The sequence below is a fragment of the Sphingomonas sp. GW821-FHT04B01 genome (assembly GCF_059420425.1).
Genome location: NZ_JBWKTR010000004.1, coordinates 95360 through 113379, shown reverse-complemented (window position 1 = coordinate 113379; position 18020 = coordinate 95360). Strand labels below are relative to the sequence as shown.

Annotated in this window: 19 protein-coding genes and 1 tRNA gene; 14 read left to right on the top strand and 6 right to left on the bottom strand. The window is 68.7% G+C overall.

Annotation, left to right across the window (positions count from 1 at the left end; genetic code table 11):
- Nucleotides 1–47 precede the first annotated feature (47 nt).
- Nucleotides 48–389, top strand: coding sequence for a hypothetical protein (locus AC07UH_RS11580; RefSeq protein WP_495189861.1), 342 nt, complete (start codon nt 48–50; stop codon nt 387–389).
- 241 nt (nt 390–630) lie between these two features.
- Here the strand turns inward: AC07UH_RS11580 and AC07UH_RS11575 are convergent.
- Nucleotides 631–720 (bottom strand) — tRNA-Ser (locus AC07UH_RS11575).
- A gap of 125 nt (nt 721–845) precedes the next feature.
- Between AC07UH_RS11575 and hspQ the strand changes: the two genes are divergently transcribed.
- The 4 genes from hspQ (at nt 846) to AC07UH_RS11555 (ending at nt 2676) form a co-directional block, all read left to right on the top strand.
- A complete protein-coding gene (gene hspQ, locus AC07UH_RS11570) occupies nt 846–1226 on the top strand; it encodes a heat shock protein HspQ (RefSeq protein WP_038661436.1) in 381 nt (126 codons plus the stop codon).
- A 137-nt stretch (nt 1227–1363) separates the two neighbouring features.
- On the top strand, nt 1364–1660 hold the full coding sequence (gene rplU, locus AC07UH_RS11565) for a 50S ribosomal protein L21 (RefSeq protein ID WP_017979337.1): 297 nt from the start codon (nt 1364–1366) through the stop codon (nt 1658–1660).
- A gap of 29 nt (nt 1661–1689) precedes the next feature.
- The gene (rpmA, locus tag AC07UH_RS11560; protein ID WP_037534549.1) at nt 1690–1959 is read left to right on the top strand and encodes a 50S ribosomal protein L27; all 270 of its coding nucleotides are present in this window, start codon (nt 1690–1692) and stop codon (nt 1957–1959) included.
- Between the two features lie 174 nt (nt 1960–2133).
- On the top strand, nt 2134–2676 hold the full coding sequence (locus AC07UH_RS11555) for a GNAT family N-acetyltransferase (protein WP_495180562.1): 543 nt from the start codon (nt 2134–2136) through the stop codon (nt 2674–2676).
- Here the strand turns inward: AC07UH_RS11555 and AC07UH_RS11550 are convergent.
- A complete protein-coding gene (locus AC07UH_RS11550) occupies nt 2673–3329 on the bottom strand; it encodes a YoaK family protein (protein WP_495180561.1) in 657 nt (218 codons plus the stop codon). The genes AC07UH_RS11555 and AC07UH_RS11550 overlap by 4 nt on opposite strands.
- Nucleotides 3330–3380: 51 nt before the next feature.
- The gene (locus AC07UH_RS11545) at nt 3381–4232 is read right to left on the bottom strand and encodes a metal-dependent hydrolase (RefSeq protein WP_495180560.1); all 852 of its coding nucleotides are present in this window, start codon (nt 4230–4232) and stop codon (nt 3381–3383) included.
- A 67-nt stretch (nt 4233–4299) separates the two neighbouring features.
- On the opposite strand from AC07UH_RS11545, the gene AC07UH_RS11540 reads away from it, so the two are divergent.
- On the top strand, nt 4300–4884 hold the full coding sequence (locus tag AC07UH_RS11540) for a TetR family transcriptional regulator (protein ID WP_495180771.1): 585 nt from the start codon (nt 4300–4302) through the stop codon (nt 4882–4884).
- A gap of 439 nt (nt 4885–5323) precedes the next feature.
- Here AC07UH_RS11540 and AC07UH_RS11535 read toward each other — a convergent pair whose 3' ends face one another.
- Entirely contained in the window at nt 5324–6310 is a 987-nt protein-coding gene (locus AC07UH_RS11535; RefSeq protein ID WP_495180559.1) for a helix-turn-helix domain-containing protein, read from the bottom strand.
- Nucleotides 6311–6432: 122 nt separating this feature from the next.
- On the opposite strand from AC07UH_RS11535, the gene obgE reads away from it, so the two are divergent.
- From obgE to lptG, 8 genes are all read left to right on the top strand, one after another.
- Nucleotides 6433–7479: a GTPase ObgE gene (gene obgE / locus AC07UH_RS11530; RefSeq protein WP_038661452.1), complete on the top strand. Its 1047-nt coding sequence runs from the start codon at nt 6433–6435 to the stop codon at nt 7477–7479.
- 278 nt (nt 7480–7757) lie between these two features.
- Entirely contained in the window at nt 7758–8861 is a 1104-nt protein-coding gene (gene proB / locus AC07UH_RS11525) for a glutamate 5-kinase (RefSeq protein WP_495180558.1), read from the top strand.
- A gap of 190 nt (nt 8862–9051) precedes the next feature.
- Entirely contained in the window at nt 9052–9954 is a 903-nt protein-coding gene (locus tag AC07UH_RS11520; RefSeq protein WP_495180557.1) for an NAD-dependent epimerase/dehydratase family protein, read from the top strand.
- Nucleotides 9955–9997: 43 nt separating this feature from the next.
- The gene (locus AC07UH_RS11515; protein ID WP_038666809.1) at nt 9998–10246 is read left to right on the top strand and encodes an acyl carrier protein; all 249 of its coding nucleotides are present in this window, start codon (nt 9998–10000) and stop codon (nt 10244–10246) included.
- Nucleotides 10243–11505 (top strand): serine palmitoyltransferase, encoded by a 1263-nt coding sequence (gene spt, locus AC07UH_RS11510; RefSeq protein WP_495180556.1) that lies wholly within the window; start codon nt 10243–10245, stop codon nt 11503–11505. The genes AC07UH_RS11515 and spt overlap by 4 nt, the downstream gene beginning before the upstream one ends.
- A 144-nt stretch (nt 11506–11649) precedes the next feature.
- On the top strand, nt 11650–13530 hold the full coding sequence (locus tag AC07UH_RS11505; protein ID WP_495180770.1) for an ATP-binding protein: 1881 nt from the start codon (nt 11650–11652) through the stop codon (nt 13528–13530).
- An 80-nt stretch (nt 13531–13610) separates the two neighbouring features.
- Nucleotides 13611–14807 carry an LPS export ABC transporter permease LptF gene (gene lptF, locus AC07UH_RS11500; protein ID WP_495180555.1) on the top strand — a complete coding sequence of 399 codons (1197 nt, stop codon included), beginning with the start codon at nt 13611–13613 and terminating at the stop codon, nt 14805–14807.
- On the top strand, nt 14804–15895 hold the full coding sequence (gene lptG / locus AC07UH_RS11495) for an LPS export ABC transporter permease LptG (protein WP_495180554.1): 1092 nt from the start codon (nt 14804–14806) through the stop codon (nt 15893–15895). The genes lptF and lptG overlap by 4 nt, the downstream gene beginning before the upstream one ends.
- A gap of 300 nt (nt 15896–16195) precedes the next feature.
- Here lptG and AC07UH_RS11490 read toward each other — a convergent pair whose 3' ends face one another.
- The gene (locus tag AC07UH_RS11490) at nt 16196–16732 is read right to left on the bottom strand and encodes a hypothetical protein (protein ID WP_137897423.1); all 537 of its coding nucleotides are present in this window, start codon (nt 16730–16732) and stop codon (nt 16196–16198) included.
- A gap of 55 nt (nt 16733–16787) precedes the next feature.
- Nucleotides 16788–17879, bottom strand: coding sequence for a fatty acid desaturase family protein (locus AC07UH_RS11485; RefSeq protein ID WP_495189860.1), 1092 nt, complete (start codon nt 17877–17879; stop codon nt 16788–16790).
- Between the last annotated feature and the right edge of the window lie 141 nt (nt 17880–18020).

Sequence of the window (18020 nt, the reverse complement as noted above, 5' to 3'; positions counted from 1 at the left end):
CGATATAACTGTTGGCAGCCCCGACGCTGCGTGATGAGAGGATATCTATGCGTACGTTGATGGCAGCTGCCGCCCTTCTTCTGGCCCCCGCGACGCTCGTGAACGCGCAGGCCGCCAAGCCGCCCGCCGCGTCGGCGACCGCGACGGCGGCCCATTATTCGACGTCGACGACCGAGATCGGTACGCTGCTCGACGATCCTGCCGCCAAGGCGGTGATCGAGAAGCACGTCCCGGGGATGACGACCAACGACCAGATCGACATGGCGCGGGCGATGACGCTGAAGGACATCCAGCAATATTCGCCCGATGCGGTGACCGACAAGGTGCTGGCAGCGATCGACGCCGACTTCGCAAAACTGCCCGCCAAACCGGCCGCAGCGGCGAAGTAACGCCTGACCCTTATCCGATGCCATGGGCTGCCGAGACATCATCGGCAGCCTTTTTTTGGCGCCTGCTGATCCGCTCGGGCAGCATCGACCGTCTGGTGGCCGATGCATTGACAGCGGCCGCGCAGCAGGCGTCATTGGCGATCTACGCGCAACGCCATCCGAAATGGGTGTTCCGGCATTTGCCCCGGTTAGCCGGGCAAGCCCCGTGGATGGGGAAATGTCGCGTATCATCGACGGTAAGTGGCGGAGAGGGAGGGATTCGAACCCTCGGTGCCCGCAAAGGCACGCCGCATTTCGAGTGCGGTACAATCGACCACTCTGCCACCTCTCCGCAGAAGACGTTTCGAGGCGCGAAGGCCTGATCGGTCGGTCGAGGGCGCGCCTCTAACGGGTTCGTTTTGCGCTGGCAAGCACCCTTGCGCTTGTGCGGCGCAGAAAGCCCCCTAGATTGCGCTCATGCCTCGTCACGATCCTACCGGTGTGCTGCCCTTCGGCGACATCGATGTCCCCGCGATCGCCCATGCCCGCTTTTCGATCGGCGACGTGGTCCGTCACCGCCTGTTCGACTTCCGCGGCGTGATCTTCGACGTCGATCCGGTCTTTTCCAATACCGACGAATGGTATGAGGCGATTCCCGAGAGCGTGCGCCCGACCAAGGAGCAGCCGTTCTACCATCTGCTCGCCGAGAATATGGAATCGAGCTACATTGCTTATGTCAGCCAGCAGAATCTGGTCGCCGACGAAAGCGACGAGCCGATCGATCATCCGGCGATCGCCGGTCTGTTCACCGATTTCGCCGACGGCCGCTACGCCCTGCGCCGCGAACATCGCCACTGAGTCGAGCGGAATCGCCGGCGGACCGCAGAATCGCGGTGCCGGTGGTTGACAGCGCCCTGCGTTTTCCTTAGCTGCCACCGCTCATCCCGCCGGGCCTTCCCGAGTGGGCATATGTTTTTTGGGAAGTGACTAAAGCCATGTTCGCAGTCGTGCGCACGGGCGGCAAGCAGTATCGCGTCGCCGCCGGAGACAAGATCGTCGTCGAGAAGCTGGACGGCGAAGCCGGCGCATCGATCACGCTGGGTGACGTCCTGCTCGCGGGCGAAGGCTCGGAGCTGAAGAGCGTCGAGGGCCTGACCGTCGCCGCCGAGATCGTCGCGCAGGCGAAGGGCGAGAAGGTCATCGTCTTCAAGAAGCGCCGCCGTCACAATTATCGCCGCAAGAACGGCCATCGCCAGAACCACACGATCCTCAAGATCGTCTCGGTCGGCTGAGCCACAAGCGCGAACAGGAGTAGAGCAGCATGGCACATAAGAAAGCAGGCGGTTCGTCGCGCAACGGTCGCGATTCGGCCGGTCGTCGCCTCGGCGTGAAGAAGTTCGGTGGTCAGGAAGCGATCGCCGGCAACATCCTCGTGCGTCAGCGCGGCACCAAATTCTATCCGGGCGCCAATGTCGGCATCGGCAAGGATCACACCCTTTTCGCGCTCGTCGACGGCCGCGTAGCATTCCACGAGGGCAAGCTCGGCCGTAAATTCTGCTCGGTGCAGATTATGGCGGAAGCCGCCGAATAACATCGGGTGACCAGCCGGGTTGCCCACCAGGGTGACCCGGTCGCACCGCCCAGGCGGTGCCAACCAAATCAGGGAGGCGGGTCACCCCGGCTCCCTTTTTTCTTGCTCCCCAACCTTTTGTCCCTGCCGCGTCACAGGCGCGTGGCATGGGCGCGGCCGAGGAGAGAGCGAGAAATGTTCGCCAGGACCAAGAGATTGACGCTGCGGCCGGCATGGCCGGAGGATGCCGCGGCGCTGGCGCAGGCGATCGGGCATGACGCGGTCATCCGGATGCTGCTGCGCGTCCCCCACCCCTATCGCCTTGCCGATGCCGAGGCGTTCTGTGCGGCGCCGCGCGCGCATGACGAGGCGCGCTTCGTGATCGTCGCGCATGACCGCGGCGCGCCGGCGCTGATCGGCGGGATCGGCATCTCTGAGCATGAGGGCGCGCCCAATCTCGGCTATTGGCTGACGCCGTCGGCCTGGGGGCGCGGCTATGCGACCGAGGCGGGGCGTGCGGTGATCGACATGGCGCGCCACGCGCTGCCGCTGCGCCGTCTCGATGCGTGGCATTTCGCCGACAATCCCGCCTCGGGCGCGGTGCTGCGCAAGCTCGGCTTCCGCGCCACCGGCCGGACCGCGACGCGGCACTCGCCGGCCCGCACCGAGGCGGCGGCGACGCTCAGCTACGAACTCGATCTCGCCGACCGATGCGAGCCGATGCCGATCGCCGCCTAGCGTCGCACCGCGACGCGATCGGCCGGACCGAGCAGCGCCGCATAGACCGTCAGCAGCGCCGCGACCCCGGCCGCCGCGGTGATGCTGACGGTACCGAGTCGCGGATAGACGAGCGCCCCGAGCACTGCCCCGCCGACGAGGCCCCACCACAGCAACAGATAGGGCAGCCACGCCCAGCGCGGCCCGCCCATCATCGCCGCCGCCAGCCGCTGCGCGAACTTGACCAGCGCCCCGGTCATATAGGTGACGCCGACGCTGACCTCGCCATCGTGCTGGAACAAGGTGTTGGCCATCCCCATCGCCGCGGCGAGCAAGGCGGTGGTGGCGCCGACCGACACCCGGCCGTCGGTCGCCGCGGCACCGGCGAGCAGCAGCGTGACGCCGATCAATGCCGCCGGCTTGCGGCGCGCGCCGGCGGCGACGGTGACGATCGTGCCCGCCACCACCCCGCCGACGAAAGCGGCGATCAGCTCCGCCGCGACTCCGGCGACGGGCAGTCCCAGCGCCAGCCCGACCGCGAGTCGCGTCGAATTGCCGCTCATGAACGAGACGAACAGCCCGCCCAGCTTGAGAAATCCGATCGCGTCGACATAACCGGCGAGCCCGGCCATCGCCGCACCCAGGAGCCAGAACCTTTTGCCGTATCGCGTCATGCCGTAACCCTAGCGCGTTTCACGGCAGCGTTTGAAGCCCGTCGTGGCGCATCACGCCGGGCGCGGCAGCACCGCCGCCTCGTAATCGCTCTCCGCCAGCCCGATCAACGCGCGGTCGTCATGCTTCCAGGGATGGAAACCGGGCAGGAAATAGGCCGCCCAGACCCCGGCGACCTTGCGCGCCATCCCGGGGTTGCCGAACGCATACCAGAACAGCCGCGCCCACACCTTCGGCCCGGTCATTCCGTCCTGCCGCAGCAATTCGAGCATGCCGCGCGTCCGCCCGGTGAAGAAGCGCCATGTCGTGATCAGCATCACCATCGATTTGACTCGCCAGCGCGTGAAGCGCGGCCAGTCCTTGGTCGCATGCAGCCAGGTGTCGTAGGCGACGCCCTTGTGCTCGATCTCCTCGGCGGCGTGCCACAGCCACAGCGCCTTGGCCTGTTCCTCGCCGCCGGCGAGATGCCGGGGATTGGCGATCAGCTCGTGCGCGAGCATCGCGGTGAAATGTTCGAGCGCGGTGGTCGCGGCGAGGCTGGCGATCGGCGGCCGCCCTTTGGTCAGCGCGAGCGCGTCGTCGACGTCCTTGTCGAGCCGGCGCACGTCATAGCCCTGATCGGTGACATGGCGGTTGAACGCGACATGCTCGCGCGTGTGCATCACCTCCTGCTTGATGAAGGCGTTGATCTCGCCGGTCAGCTTCGGCGGGGTGCCGTCGCGGAACTTGCGCACGCTGTCGACGAAATAGCCCTCGCCCTTGGGAAAGGTGACCGAGAGCGCATTGTAGAAGGCGGTCGCGACCGGATCGTCGTTGAGCCACCAGCGGCCCATGCGCGTGCCCCGGCCGAAGCGGCGGTCGCGCGGGGTGATGACCAGATCGTCGGGCGTGGTTGCTTTCGCCATGGAAACCTCCAACACAGGACTCGCATCCTCATACTGACATTCATGTAAATAGGCCTCCGCTTTGTCGATCGCAACCCTCCGCAAACGCCTGTCCCCCGCCGACGCCCGCGAGGCGGCGCTCGCCGCCGCGCAGGCGCTGCTGATCGAGGCCGGGCCGCAGGCGGTGACGCTGAAGGCGGTCGGCGGCCGGATCGGGCGTACCCACGCCAATCTGCTCCACCATTTCGGCTCGGCCGAGGGGCTGCAGCTGGCGCTGATCGCGCGGATGACGAGCGACATCACCGCGACGATCCGCGATGCGCTGCTCCTCGACCGGCCGGCGGAGCCCGACCCGCGCCGGATCGTCGATCTGGTGTTCGACGCCTTCGACGGCGGTGGCGCCGGCGCGCTGGCGAGCTGGATGATCCTCACCGGCAACCGCGACGCGCTCGATCCCATCCTCTCCGCGGTGCGCGCGCTGGTCGAGGACCTCGCCGCCGGGGTCGAACCCGCCTGCCGCCCGATCCAGGACGAAACGCTGCATCTGGTGCTGATGGCGCTGGGCGATGCTTTGCTCGGGGCGCCGATGGCACGCGCATTGGGCCTGCCGCGCGACCGGGCGCGTGCGCTTGCCGCGACGATGCTCGCCGCGCCGCTCGCTGCGGACGGCTGAGCCATCGCCAATGTCGCGTGGCACGGCGTCAATGCCGCCGCCCCTGCACCGCCGCGGCACGAGCCGGTAGGACGGCGGCACGAGGGGCCGGCGGCCGCGATCGCGTGATATATCGCGCGCTCGACCGCCGATCGCCCGCACGACGCCGCGGCCGGTCGGACGGCCGATGGCGCCGACTCGGACAAGCGAAGGCGGCGGCCGCAGCAAGGCACGCTGCCACGGGTGGAGGATGCACGGATAGGCGGATGCTCCAGGCATCTGCCTGACGGTGCCGTCGATCGGTAACGCGATGGGGGTCGCGACGCCGGTCGGCGGTTACCAAGCCTACCCCGTCACCCCGGACCTGATCCGGGGTCCCGCTTCGTCCTCTTGCGCGTGCCGATCAGAAGAAGCGGGACCCCGGGTCGAGCCCGGGGTGACGAACGAACGTCGTTTCCGCCTAGCTCCCCGTATGCCGCGCGCGATAGTCGCCCGGCGTGATGCCATAGACCTCGCGGAACGCCCGGCCGAGATAGGCGGCATCGCAAAAGCCCCATCGCTCCGCGAGCATCGCGATCGTCTGCCGGTCCCCCGCCGTGCGCAGGCTTTCGGCGATCCGCGCCAGCCGGCGGGTGCGGATATAGGCCTGCACCCCGCCCTCCTCCTGCAAAAGCCGGTACAGCGTCGAGCGCGACACGCCGAGCGCGCGGCTGAGCCGCGTCGTATTGAGCGACGGCGAACCCAGGTGCCGCTCGATCGTCTCGCGCAATTCGAACGACAGGCCGCGCTCATGCTGTTCGGTATCGGCCGGTGCGGTGCCGAGGCTGGCGGAGAGCGCGATGGTGAACAGGTCGAGCACGGTCTGCGCCAACGCCGGACCGCTGGTCACCGGCAGATGATGCGCGGTGTCGCGCAACGTCGCGAGATGCGAGACGAGCAGCGCCGCCTGATCCGGCGCGATGACATGGCCGTGCAGGCTGCGCACCGTCGCCGGCAGCAGCCGTTCCGCCATCGCGCGTGGCAGCGTGAAGCCGGTGCTGACCGATGCCTCCGATCCATGCGCCTGCGTCTGCGCGAGGTCGGCCAGCACGATCGATCCGCCCGGCGCGACGAGATCGCGGCCGGCCATATCGCCGCGCGCGCCGCCGTGGTGCCGGACGTTGACGACCAGATCGTCGCTTCGGTCGCGCGCGATCGTGTCGCTCCGCCGCACCCAGTCCTGCGCGGTGATCCGCGCCTGGCCGATGCCGATCGTGCCGAGATCGAGCCAGTCCATCGCGACGGTGAAGGGTTCGTGCGGCGTCGTGTCGAACCGCGTCGACAGGCCGGCGATATCGGCGTCGCGCCAGCAGGCATAGCGCTCGCTCGCCGGCAGCCCGTCCGCACTGAAGACACGCTGCCACGCCAGTCGTTCGGCGGCCGGATCGGCCCGGGAATCGCGCGGCATCGTCACCCGCCGGATCTTAGCGCCCGCCGAAATGGCCGTACACTGCTCTTGTCGCACGCGATCGGCGATGGCGCCGCCGCCGCGGGGGTGGCCGTTCGCGCGGGGCACGCTAAAGAGGCGCCATGCATTTTCTCGACCAGGCCAAGATCTACGTCCGCTCCGGCTCGGGCGGCCCCGGCGCCGTCAGCTTCCGACGTGAAAAATTCATCGAATATGGCGGCCCCGACGGCGGCAACGGCGGCAAGGGCGGCGACATCATCTTCGAGGCGGTGGCCGGCCTCAATACGCTGATCGACTTCCGCTACACCCAGCATTTCCGCGCGCCGCGCGGTTCGGGCGGCTCGGGCAGCAACCGCACCGGCGGCGGCGGCGACGACCTCGTCATCAAGGTTCCGGTCGGCACGCAGGTGCTGTCCGAGGACAAGGACGAGGTGCTGCTCGACTTCACCCATGTCGGCCAGCGCGAGATGTTCCTGCGCGGCGGCGACGGCGGCCGTGGCAACGCCAGCTACAAGACCTCGACCAACCGCGCGCCGCGCCAGCACGGCACCGGCTGGCCCGAGCAGGAGGCGTGGGTATGGCTGCGGCTCAAGCTGCTCGCCGACGCCGGGCTCGTCGGCCTGCCCAATGCCGGCAAGTCGACCTTCATCAACGCGGTGACCAATGCGCAGGCGAAGGTCGGCGCCTATGCCTTCACCACGACGCGGCCGCAGCTCGGCGTCGTCCGCCATCATGGCCGCGAGTTCGTCGTCGCCGACATTCCCGGCCTGATCGAAGGCGCCGCCGACGGTGCGGGGATCGGCGACCGGTTCCTCGGCCATATCGAACGCTGCCGCGTGCTGCTGCATCTGGTCGACGCCAATGACGACGACGTCGCCGAAAGCTATCGCATCGTCCGCGACGAGCTGGAGGCCTATGGCGGCGGTCTGATCGACAAGCCGCATATCGTCGCGCTCAACAAGATCGACATGCTCGACGAGGAACTGATCGAGGCGCTGTCCGCCGAGCTGGCGGAGGAAAGCGGCACCGACGTCATCCCGCTGTCGGGCGCAGCCGGCACCGGCGTCGACTGGGTGCTCGACAAATTGCTCGAGGCGATCGACCCGGCGCCCGATACGGTGCCGGACAGCGACGAGGGCGAGGACGAGATCACCTGGTCGCCGGTGTGAGGCGATGCGCTCGTTCGTCTGAATAGCTACAGCGATGGGGCTCGATCGATAGCACCCCGGGACCGTCACCCCGGACTCGTTCCGGGGTCCACCGTACCGCAAGCGTGCGCTCTCGCCTCGAGCCCCCTCCTCGCCGCGGAGTGGACCCCGGAACGAGTCCGGGGTGACGAGGGAGTGTGGAAAGGGCGACGACAACCAAGCGGCCACATCCATCGGCCCTGCGTCGACAGGCAACCGAGGACTTATGCTGTCGGTCATCCCTCGCTAGACCCCACCCCATGCCCCTCTTCCCGCCCGCCTCCTGCCCGCGCCTGATCGTCAAGGTCGGCTCCGCCCTGCTCGTCGCACCCGATGGCGCGGTGCGGCGGGACTGGCTCGCGACGCTGGTCGCCGACATCGCCGCGCGCGTCCGCGACGGCCAGCAGGTCGCGATCGTCTCGTCGGGTGCGATCGCGCTCGGCGCGCGGCGACTCGGGCTCGCCAAGGGCGGCCGCGCCAGCCTCGAGGACGCGCAGGCCGCCGCCGCGACCGGCCAGATCGCGCTCAGCCAGACCTGGGCGGAGCTGCTCGGCAACCACGGCCTCACCGCCGCGCAGATGCTGGTGACGCTCGACGATCTTGAGGACCGCCGCCGCTATCTCAACGCCGCCGCGACGCTGGGCCGGCTGCTCGGGCTCGGCGTGGTGCCGGTCATCAACGAGAACGACAGCGTCGCCACCGAGGAGATCCGCTTCGGCGACAACGACCGGCTCGCCGCGCGCGTCGCGCAGGCGGCGGGGGCGCAGGGCGTCGTGCTGCTGTCCGACGTCGACGGCCTCTACGACGCCAACCCGCACACCAATCCGGCGGCACGGCATATCGCACGGGTCGAGCGGATCGACGCGGTCGCCGGCATGGCCGATGCCGGATCGGCGTCGGGCATGGGTTCGGGCGGCATGGTGTCGAAGATCGCCGCGGCACGGATCGCCACCGGCGCGGGTGCGCATCTCGCCATCGCCAGCGGTCGACTGGATCACCCGCTCGCCGGGGCGCAGCGGCATACTTTGTTCGTCGCCGAACGCGCCGCACCGGCGCGCAAGGCGTGGCTGGCGGGCGGGCTGACCGCCCGCGGCCGCATCCACGTCGATGCGGGCGCGGCGCGCGCGCTGGTCGCGGGCGGCAGCCTGCTCGCCGCCGGCGCGACGCGGGTCGAGGGGACGTTCGGCCGCGGCGATCTGGTGACGATCGAGGGGCCGGACGGCACGATCGCGCGCGGCCTGTCGGAATATGCGGCGGACGAGGCGCTGCGGCTGCTCGGCACGCGCTCGGAAGATCAGGCGGCGATCTTGGGGTACGCGCCCCGCGCCGCACTGGTCCACCGCAACCATCTGGCGCTGCTGTGAGATCGCCAGCCTCTTCGAGAGGCCGACCGGCATCCCGTCCGTTCCAGTGTTCCTGCGAAAGCAGGAACCCAGGGCCAAGCAGACGACCGCTGTCCGTCTGCGAAACCCCTGGGCTCCTGCTTTCGCAGGAGCACAAATCGTCCTTTGTAGAGGTCGCGAGCATTACCGGCGCGATCGCAGGAGCCGCTTCATGACCACCCTCGCCATCACCGGCGCGACGGGGTTCGTCGGCAGCGCGCTCCTCGATCAGGCGCTCGCCGCCGGCCATCACGTCCGCGCGCTCACCCGCCGGCCACAGCCCGAGCGCAATCGCGTCATCTGGATCGCCGGCGCGCTCGACCGGCCCGACAGCCTCGCCGCGCTCGCCGATGGCGCGGACGCGATCGTCCATGTCGCCGGCGTGGTGAACGCGCCCGACCGCGCCGGCTTCGTCGCCGGCAATATCGACGGCACGCGCGCGATGCTCGCCGCCGCGACCGCCGCCGGCGTCCGCCGCTTCGTCCACGTCTCGTCGCTCTCCGCACGCGAACCCGCGCTGTCCAATTACGGCTGGTCCAAGGCGGAGGCCGAATTGCTGGTACAGGCGAGCCCCCTCGCGTGGAGCATCGTCCGCCCGAGCGGCGTCTACGGCCCCGGCGACATGGAGATGCGCGACCTGTTCCGCGCCGCGAAGCTCGGCCTCGCGCTGCTGCCGCCGCGCGGCAAGGTATCGCTGGTCGCGGTCGACGATCTCGCCCGCCTGTTGCTGACGCTCGCCACGCGCGACCTGTCGCCCGCACTCTACGAGGTCGACGACGGTCACGTCCTCACCCATGACGAGATGGCGCAGGCGATCGGCCGCGCGGTCGGCCGGAGCCACGTGCTCGCGCTGCACCTGCCCAAAGCGATCCTCCATCTCGGTGCGAAGCTCGACAGGGGCCTGCGCGGATCGGGCGCCAAACTCACCGCCGATCGCGCGAATTATCTCGCCCATCCGGACTGGACCGCCCGCCCCGCGCTGCGCCCGCCGGCCGATCTGTGGACGCCGTCCGTCGCCCCGGAGGCAGGCCTCGCCGCAACCGCGCGATGGTATCGCGCCAACGGATTGCTATAGCGCCGCAACCCTGCCGTATTTGGCCGCCATCCAGGATAGTATGATGACCGACCGCACCCAGATCCTCGACACGATCAAGGCCCAGATCGAACCGTTCAACAAGAAAGGCGTCGCGCTGACCGAGGCGACCACCTTCCAGGGCGATCTGGAGTGGGACAGCCTGACCGTGATGGACTTCGTCGCGGCGATCGAGGACGAGTTCGAGATCATCATCACGATGAACATGCAGGCGGAGATCGAGACGGTCGGCCAGCTCGCCGATGCCGTCGCCAAGCTGAAGGGCGACGCATGACCGAGACCGGCCTGCAGTCCGAAACGCTCGACCTCGACCCCGCCCCGGTCGCGCCCGAGCGCGACCTGATGAGCAAGTTCGATTCGCTCATCGCCGAGCGCAAGGCGCTGATCGACACCGGCGTCACCGATCCGTTCGCGATCGTGATGGAACAGGTGAAGAGCCCGACCGAGGCGGTGATCGCCGGCCGCGACACGATCCTGCTGGGCACCTACAATTACATGGGGATGACGTTCGACCCCGACGTCATCGCCGCCGGCCATGCCGCGCTCGACCGGTTCGGCTCGGGCACCAACGGCAGCCGCATGCTCAACGGCACCTTCCGCGACCATATGGAAGCGGAACAGGCGCTGCGCGACTTCTACGGTACGACCGGCGCGATCGTCTTCTCGACCGGCTATATGGCCAATCTCGGCATGATCTCGACGCTCGTCGGCAAGGGCGAATATGTCATCCTCGACGCCGACAGCCACGCCTCGATCTACGACGGCTGCAAGCAGGGCAATGCCGAGATCGTCCGCTTCCGCCACAACAGCGTCGAGGATCTCGACAAAAGGCTCGGTCGCCTGCCCAAGGAAGCGGGCAAGCTCGTCGTGCTGGAAGGCGTCTATTCGATGCTCGGCGACGTCGCGCCGCTGCGCGAGATGGTCGCGGTCGCCAAGAAGCACGATGCGATGGTGCTGAGCGACGAGGCGCATTCGATGGGCTTCTACGGCCCCAACGGCCGCGGCGTGTACGAGGATCAGGGGCTGGAGGCGGACGTCGACTTCGTCGTCGGCACCTTCTCGAAATCGGTCGGCACCGTCGGCGGTTTCTGCGTGTCGAACCATCCGAAGTTCGAGGCGATCCGCCTCGCCTGCCGCGCCTATATCTTCACCGCCTCGCTGCCGCCGTCGGTCGTCGCGACCGCCGCGGCGTCGATCCGCAAGCTGATGACCGCGCACGACAAGCGCGCGCAGCTCTGGGCGAACGCCCGCCAGCTCCACGGCGGCCTCAAGGCGATGGGCTTCAGGCTCGGCACCGAGGCGCCCGACAGCGCGATCGTCGCGGTGATCCTCGACGACCAGGAGCAGGCCGTCACGATGTGGCAGGCGCTGCTGCACGGCGGCGTCTACGTCAACATGGCGCGCCCGCCGGCGACCCCCGCCGGCACCTTCCTGCTGCGCTGCTCGCTGTGCGCCGAACATAGCGCAGCGCAGCTCGACGCGGTGCTCGCCGCCTTCCGCGCCGCGGGGCAGGCCGTGGGCGCGATCGGCTGAGCCTGCCGCGGCGCACGCCGCGGCGGCTTTCCACGCGGTGGGAAACGGACTAGCCTCACGCCCGTGACTCGCAACGACGCCGAAACGGTCTCCGTAGGGACCCTGGAGGGCGACGCGACCTGGCGGACGATCACGCTCGTCGTGATGGGTCTGCTCGGCGCGGCGGTGCTCGTCGCGCTCATCGTGACGCTGGGCGAGGCCAACCGCCAGCGCGACCGCGCGTTGCAGGCGCAGGCGCACAGCTACGACGTGATGATCCTCGCCCGCACCGTGTCGGGCACGATCGCCCGCTCCGAGGCGTCGCTCGGCCGCTACGTCATCAGCGGCAAGGCCGAGAAGGAGCTCGGCCAGCTCTATTACGACCAATGGCGCCTCGCCGGAACGCAGCTCGGCCGGCTGGAACGGCTGACCGTCGACACGCCGGAGCAGAGCGCCCGCGTCCGCCGCCTGCGCGCCGCCTACGAACGGCGCGGCGAGGAGCTGTCGCTGACCGCGCTCAGCACCACCTACGGCCAGAACAGCCAGGCGCTCGCCCGTTATTACAAGGCGCGCCAGTCGCCGACGCTGACCGCGATCGACACGACGCTCGACCAGATCATCACCCGCGAACGCGCCCTGCTCGACCAGCGCACCGCCGACGCGATGCGCACCGTCGACCGGTCGAGCCGCATCGCGACCGTGCTGGCGATCTTCGGCGTGCTGATCGTCGTCGGTGCGCTGGTGCTCGGCTGGTTCACGCTGCACGCGGTCGGCGAGCGCGCCCTCGCCCGCGCCGAGGCGGAGGAGGAACGCGAGCGCGCCGAGGAACTCGCCGCCGCGGTGACCAAGGCGACCGACGAATTGCGCGTGCAGGAGGCGAAAGTCCGCCAGATCCACAAAATGGATGCGGTCGGCCAGCTCACCGGCGGCATCGCCCACGATTTCAACAATATGCTCGCAGTCGTCCTCGGCGGGCTCGAACTCGCGCGGCGTGCGGTCGGTCATGATCCGGCGACGGTGGCGCGGCATCTCGACAATGCGACCGACGGCGCCAATCGCGCCGCCGCGCTGACCCGGCGGCTGCTCGCCTTCAGCCGCGAGGAATCGCTCAAGCCCGAACCGATCGCCGCGGCGGCTTTGGTGTCGGGCATGTCCGAGCTGATCGACCGCACCCTCGGCGATGCGATCACCGTCGTCGTCCGCGACGGCGCGCGCGGCTGGCAGGTCCATGCCGATCGCGTGCAGCTCGAAAATGCGGTGCTCAACCTCGCGGTCAACGCGCGCGACGCGATGAACGGGCGCGGCCGGCTGGTCATCGCGACCGGTGCGACGACGCTCACCGACGATCATGTCGACGATTGCTGCGCCGGCGATTACGTCACGCTCGCGGTCACCGACACGGGCACCGGCATGACGCCCGAGGTGCTCGAACGCGTCTACGAACCCTTTTTCACCACCAAGGCGGCGGGCAAGGGCACCGGCCTCGGCCTCAGCCAGATCTTCGGCCTGGTGCGGCAGTTGCGCGGCGGCATCGCGATCGAGACCGCGCCCGGATGCGGCACCACCGTCACCCTCTATCTGCCGCGCGACACCAGCGCCGGCATCGCCGCGCCCGCCGCCGTCGTCGCACCGGTCACCGTCGCGCCGCTTGCCGAGGCGCTGCGCGTGCTCGTCGTCGAGGACGATCCGCGCGTGCTCGCCGCGACCATGATGGCGCTGGAGGAGCTGGGCCATCGCGCCATCGCCTGCGACGCGCCGCTCAAGGCGCCGGCGCTGCTCGCCGGCAACGACGATATCGATCTCATCATCTCGGACGTGCTGATGCCGGGGCAGACCGGACCGGAGATGATCGCCGCCCTCGCCCCGCATTACCCGCATATCGCCGTGCTGTTCGTCACCGGCTTCGCCGGCGAGGCGAATGCGAGCGAATTCGGCCGTCATCCGGTGCTGCGCAAGCCGTTCACGCTCAGCGGGCTGGAGCGCGCGATCGGCAAGGCGATGGCGACCGAACGCCCCGCCCCGCCGCAGCAGATAGCCGCCGAATGAGCCACGGGAATTTTAGCTGACGTTGCCGACACCCGCGCCTATACCGGCCGCTCCCCGCCCCGGCCCGAGCCCCTGACCGCATGACCTCCCTCGACCGCTACATGGCCCGGCTGATCGCGTTGCCGCTATTCTCGACGCTGACCATCGCCGCCATGCTGCTGGTGCTCGACCGTATCCAGCGCCTGTTCGTCTTCGTCGCCACCGAGGGTGGGCCGGTCAGCGTCGTGTGGCGGATGCTCGCCAATCTGCTGCCCGAATATCTCGGCCTCGGCATCCCCATCGGTCTGCTGCTCGGCATCCTGCTCGCCTTCCGCCGCCTCGCCGCCAATTCGGAGCTCGACGTGCTCCGTGCGGTCGGCGTCAGCTACACGCGGATGCTGCGCGTGCCGTTCATGTACGCGCTGATCCTCGCGGCGCTCAACATCGCGATCGTCGGCTTCGTCCAGCCCAAGGCACGCTATTATTACGAGCAATTGCGCTTCGAGCTGCGCACCGGCGCACTGGGCGCGTCGATCAAGGTCGGCGAGTTCACCCATTTCGGCGACCACATGACGCTGCGCATCGAGCAGAGCCATGACAAGGGCCGCAAGCTCGACGGCATCTTCGTCTATTACAACGACAAGGGCACCAGCTATTCGGTCACCGCCCAGTCGGGCCAGTTCCTCGCCACCGACGATCCCAACACGATCATCTTCCGCCTGACCAAGGGCACTTTGGTGCACAAGGCGCCCAATTTCACCGTGCCGCGGGTGCTGACCTTCACCTCGCACGATCTGCCGATCCCGCTGCCGCGCTACGAGAATTTCCGCCAGCGCGGCGGCCGCAACCTCGAATTCACCTTGCCGGAGCTCGCAAAGCTCGGCCATCGCGCGCAGAGCGAGGAGCAGCGCGACAGCAGCCGCTCCGAATTCCACTTCCGTCTGGTCGAGGTGGCGACGATGTTCCTGTTGCCGCTGCTCGCGATCGCGCTCGGCGTACCGCCCAAACGCTCCAATTCGGGGTTCGGCGTGTTCCTCGCGATCGTGATGATCGTCGCCTATCACAAGGTGAACGAATATGCCGCCTCGATCGGCGAGCTCGGGCGGATCGATCCGCTGATCGCGCTCTGGGTCCCTTTCTGCATCTTCGCCGGGATCATCCTCTGGATGTATTATCAGATCGCCTATGTCCCCGGCGGGCAACCGATCGGCGCGCTCGAACGTGCCTTCTCGAAGCTCGCCAAGCTCGTCACCCGCTATCTGCCCGGCCGCGGCCGCAAGAAGGAGCAGGCGGCATGAGCAGCTTCTTCCCGTCGCGCACCGTCGCGATCTACATGGGGCGGATGTTCCTGGTGCGCACCTTCGGGCTGCTCGCCGCGCTGCTGCTGATCCTGCAGACGCTCGACCTGCTCAGCGAATCGGGCCAGATCCTCGCCCATCCCGGCAATACGCAGGAACAGGTGTGGCAATATGTCGGGCTGCGCGCGCCGCAGATCGCCGCCTTCCTGCTGCCCTTCTCGGTCCTGCTCGGCACCATCCTGACGCTCATCACGATGAACCAGAACAGCGAGGTCATCGCGTTGAAGGCCGGCGGCCTGTCGGCGCATCAGGTGCTGGCGCCGCTGCTCGTCGCCAGCCTCGGCGTCGCCGGGCTCAGCTTCGCCTTCAACGAACGGATCGTCAGCCGCGCCACCGCGACGCTGGACCAGTGGAAGGACGCCGATTACGGCGCGCTGCCGATCGATCGCGGCGACCGGACCAACGTCTGGGTGCGCGACGGCGACGACCTGATCGCGGTGCAGCAGGTGCGCGGGCGCGGCGAGCAGGTGCGGCTCGGCAACGTCACCGTCTACGACCGCACCGGCGGCGAGCTGGTCGCGATCATCAAGGCGCCGACCGGCCGCCATGCCGGCAACGGCTGGGCGATCAGCCCGGCGACGCGCTTCGACGTCGCCACCGGCAAATTGAGCACCCTCGGCACGGTCAAGGTCGCGCCGGGCGTCCGCCCCGACCAGTTCACGCTCGGCACGGTCAATCCCGACGGGCTCGACTTCGCCGCGCTCCACGCGGCGATCGGCGACCTGCGCGACGCCGGCCGGCCGACCAAGTCACTCGAAGGCACGCTCTGGCACAAATTCTCCAGCCCGCTGTCGGCGGTGCTGATGCCGCTGCTCGGCGCGGTCGCGGCGTTCGGCATCGCCCGGTCGGGGCAATTGTTCGTGCGCGCGGTGATCGGCATGGCGCTGGGCTTCGCCTATTTCGTCGCCGACAATTTCGCGCTCGCGATGGGCAATCTCGGCGCCTACCCGCCCTTCCTCGCCGCCTGGGCGCCGTTCCTGCTGTTCCTGCTGATCGGCGAAGCGGTCCTGATCCGCACCGAGGAGTAGGGCACGAGCGGAGACTTAACTCCTACCGTTCGCCCTGAGCCTGTCGAAGCCTGTCCTGAGCGACGCCGCAGGCGGCGTCGAAGGGGGCAGGTGAGTCTCACGGTGCTTCGACAGGCTCAGCACCAACGGGGTTATGTGATCGATTCACGCGGAGGCGCGGAGGCGTGGAGAGGTGTCGCGTGGGGCGGACGTGGTCCTGTAACTGCGAGACCTTGGTAGGAAGAGCCGCTGACACGGCGAACGCAACACCTCCGCGCCTCCGCGCCTCTGCGCGAACCAACCTTCTTCCGTCCGACCACCTTACGGCACCGACAAAGGCCCCTCGAGCACCGCCGGCATCCGCGACACCAGAGCACCCGCCAGCTTCGCACCGACGACGGCCGGCGCGTTCGCCTGCGTCCCGCCGACCTGTGCGGTCACCGCGCTGCCCGTCCACAAGGTCCGCCCGTCGCGCCAAGCGGTGAGCGTGATCGTCATCCGCGTCACGATCAGCGCGCGCAGATCCTGCTTCTGCGTCGGCAGCGCGAGTTGCACGCCCCCGCCCCAATTGGCGACGCTGGCGGCAGGCGCCTTGGTTCCGGAAGGCGCCCCGACCAGACCGCGCTGCTCATGGTCGATCGCGACCCGCGCACGATAGCGGCTCGGACCGGTCGCCGGCAGGACGAGATAATTGGCGGAGTTGAAGGCATCGCCGACCGCATCGGCGATCGCGGGAATCTCGGGTCCGTCGGTCTTGCCGTCGTCGACGACGGTGAGGGTGACCGTCCCCGGCGGCAGGGTTTCGGCGGCGACCGCCGGAACGGCCAGCAGGGCGACGATGCCGGACCAAATGATCATCTTCCGACCCCCACCTTCGGCAACCGTCCTGCCCCATTATAGCGCAATCCTCTGGTTACCGAGGATGGAACGTGCTCCGCACGATCTTGTTCACCAATCCCGGCAGACCGGCATAGCTCGCCTTGTGATAGGGCGACCCCTGCTCGACCGCCGCGGTGATCCGGCGATGCGCCTCGCCGAGCGCGTGATACGGCAGGCTCGGCAGCAGATGGTGGAGCGCGTGATAGCGCAGGCCGACCGGTGCCCACAGTGCCGGCAACAGCGCCGGCGGCGGCACGTTGACCGAATCGAGATATTGCGCGGTTACCGACATCGGCTCGCCGTCATTCTCCCAGAGATGCGCGACGAGGGTACGGACCTGATTGACCACCGCGACGCCCGACCCGATCGCCAGCACGATTGCGACACTGCGCAGCGGGAAGACCCCCGTCGCGGTCAGCACCACGACCGCGATCGCCCACAGGCTCGCCGCTGTCTCGACGCGATCCCACATCGTCCGCGCCTCGCCCTCCGGGGCGCGACGGCGGAACGACGGATTGATCGCCAGCGCCGAATAGCGCTCCATCACGATCGTGCGGAACCTGGGCGACAGCAGCGACAGCGGCGACAGGATCGCATAACGGATCAGCAGGCCGAGCGGCGCCAGCGCGGAGATCACCACGAACGCCGGCAGCGTCCACGGCTTCATCAGCGCGAGCGGCAGATATTCCGGGTCCTCCGACGTGCCGTAACGCGACTTCGCATGGTGGAGGTTGTGCACGCCCTCGTACATGAAGCTCGGCACCAGCATCGGCACGCCGACCAGCGCATTCCAAGCACCGCGGAAGCGGGGCACGGCGCTATGCTTCATGTGACTGATTTCATGGATAAAACTAAGCGCGCGATACAGCGCCAGCGCCGACACGAAGGCAGCGAGCACCACCCACCCGGTCTGCCGGACGGTCACCGCCGCAGCCAGCGCGCCATAGCCGACCGCCACCGACCCGATCAGGTCGGCCCAATAGATGCCGGGCCGCGGCGCGATCAGGTCGCGCGTCGCCTCCGCCGCCGCACGCAGCATCGCCTTGTCGTCGGCGATCCGCACGCGCGGCGCGCGTCCGGCCGGCTCGGCGACGGGGGCGCGGGATAGGGTCAGCGAGCGTTCCATGGCTTGGTCCATTGCGTGAAGATAGTGGCGATAGCGTGGCATTTACAGGCGCCCCGGTCGCTGCGGCGCCGCAACATATCGATCACTGATGACGGAAACGTCACTCGCCTTGCCGCGCCGCCGTGCTAGATCGCGGGCCAA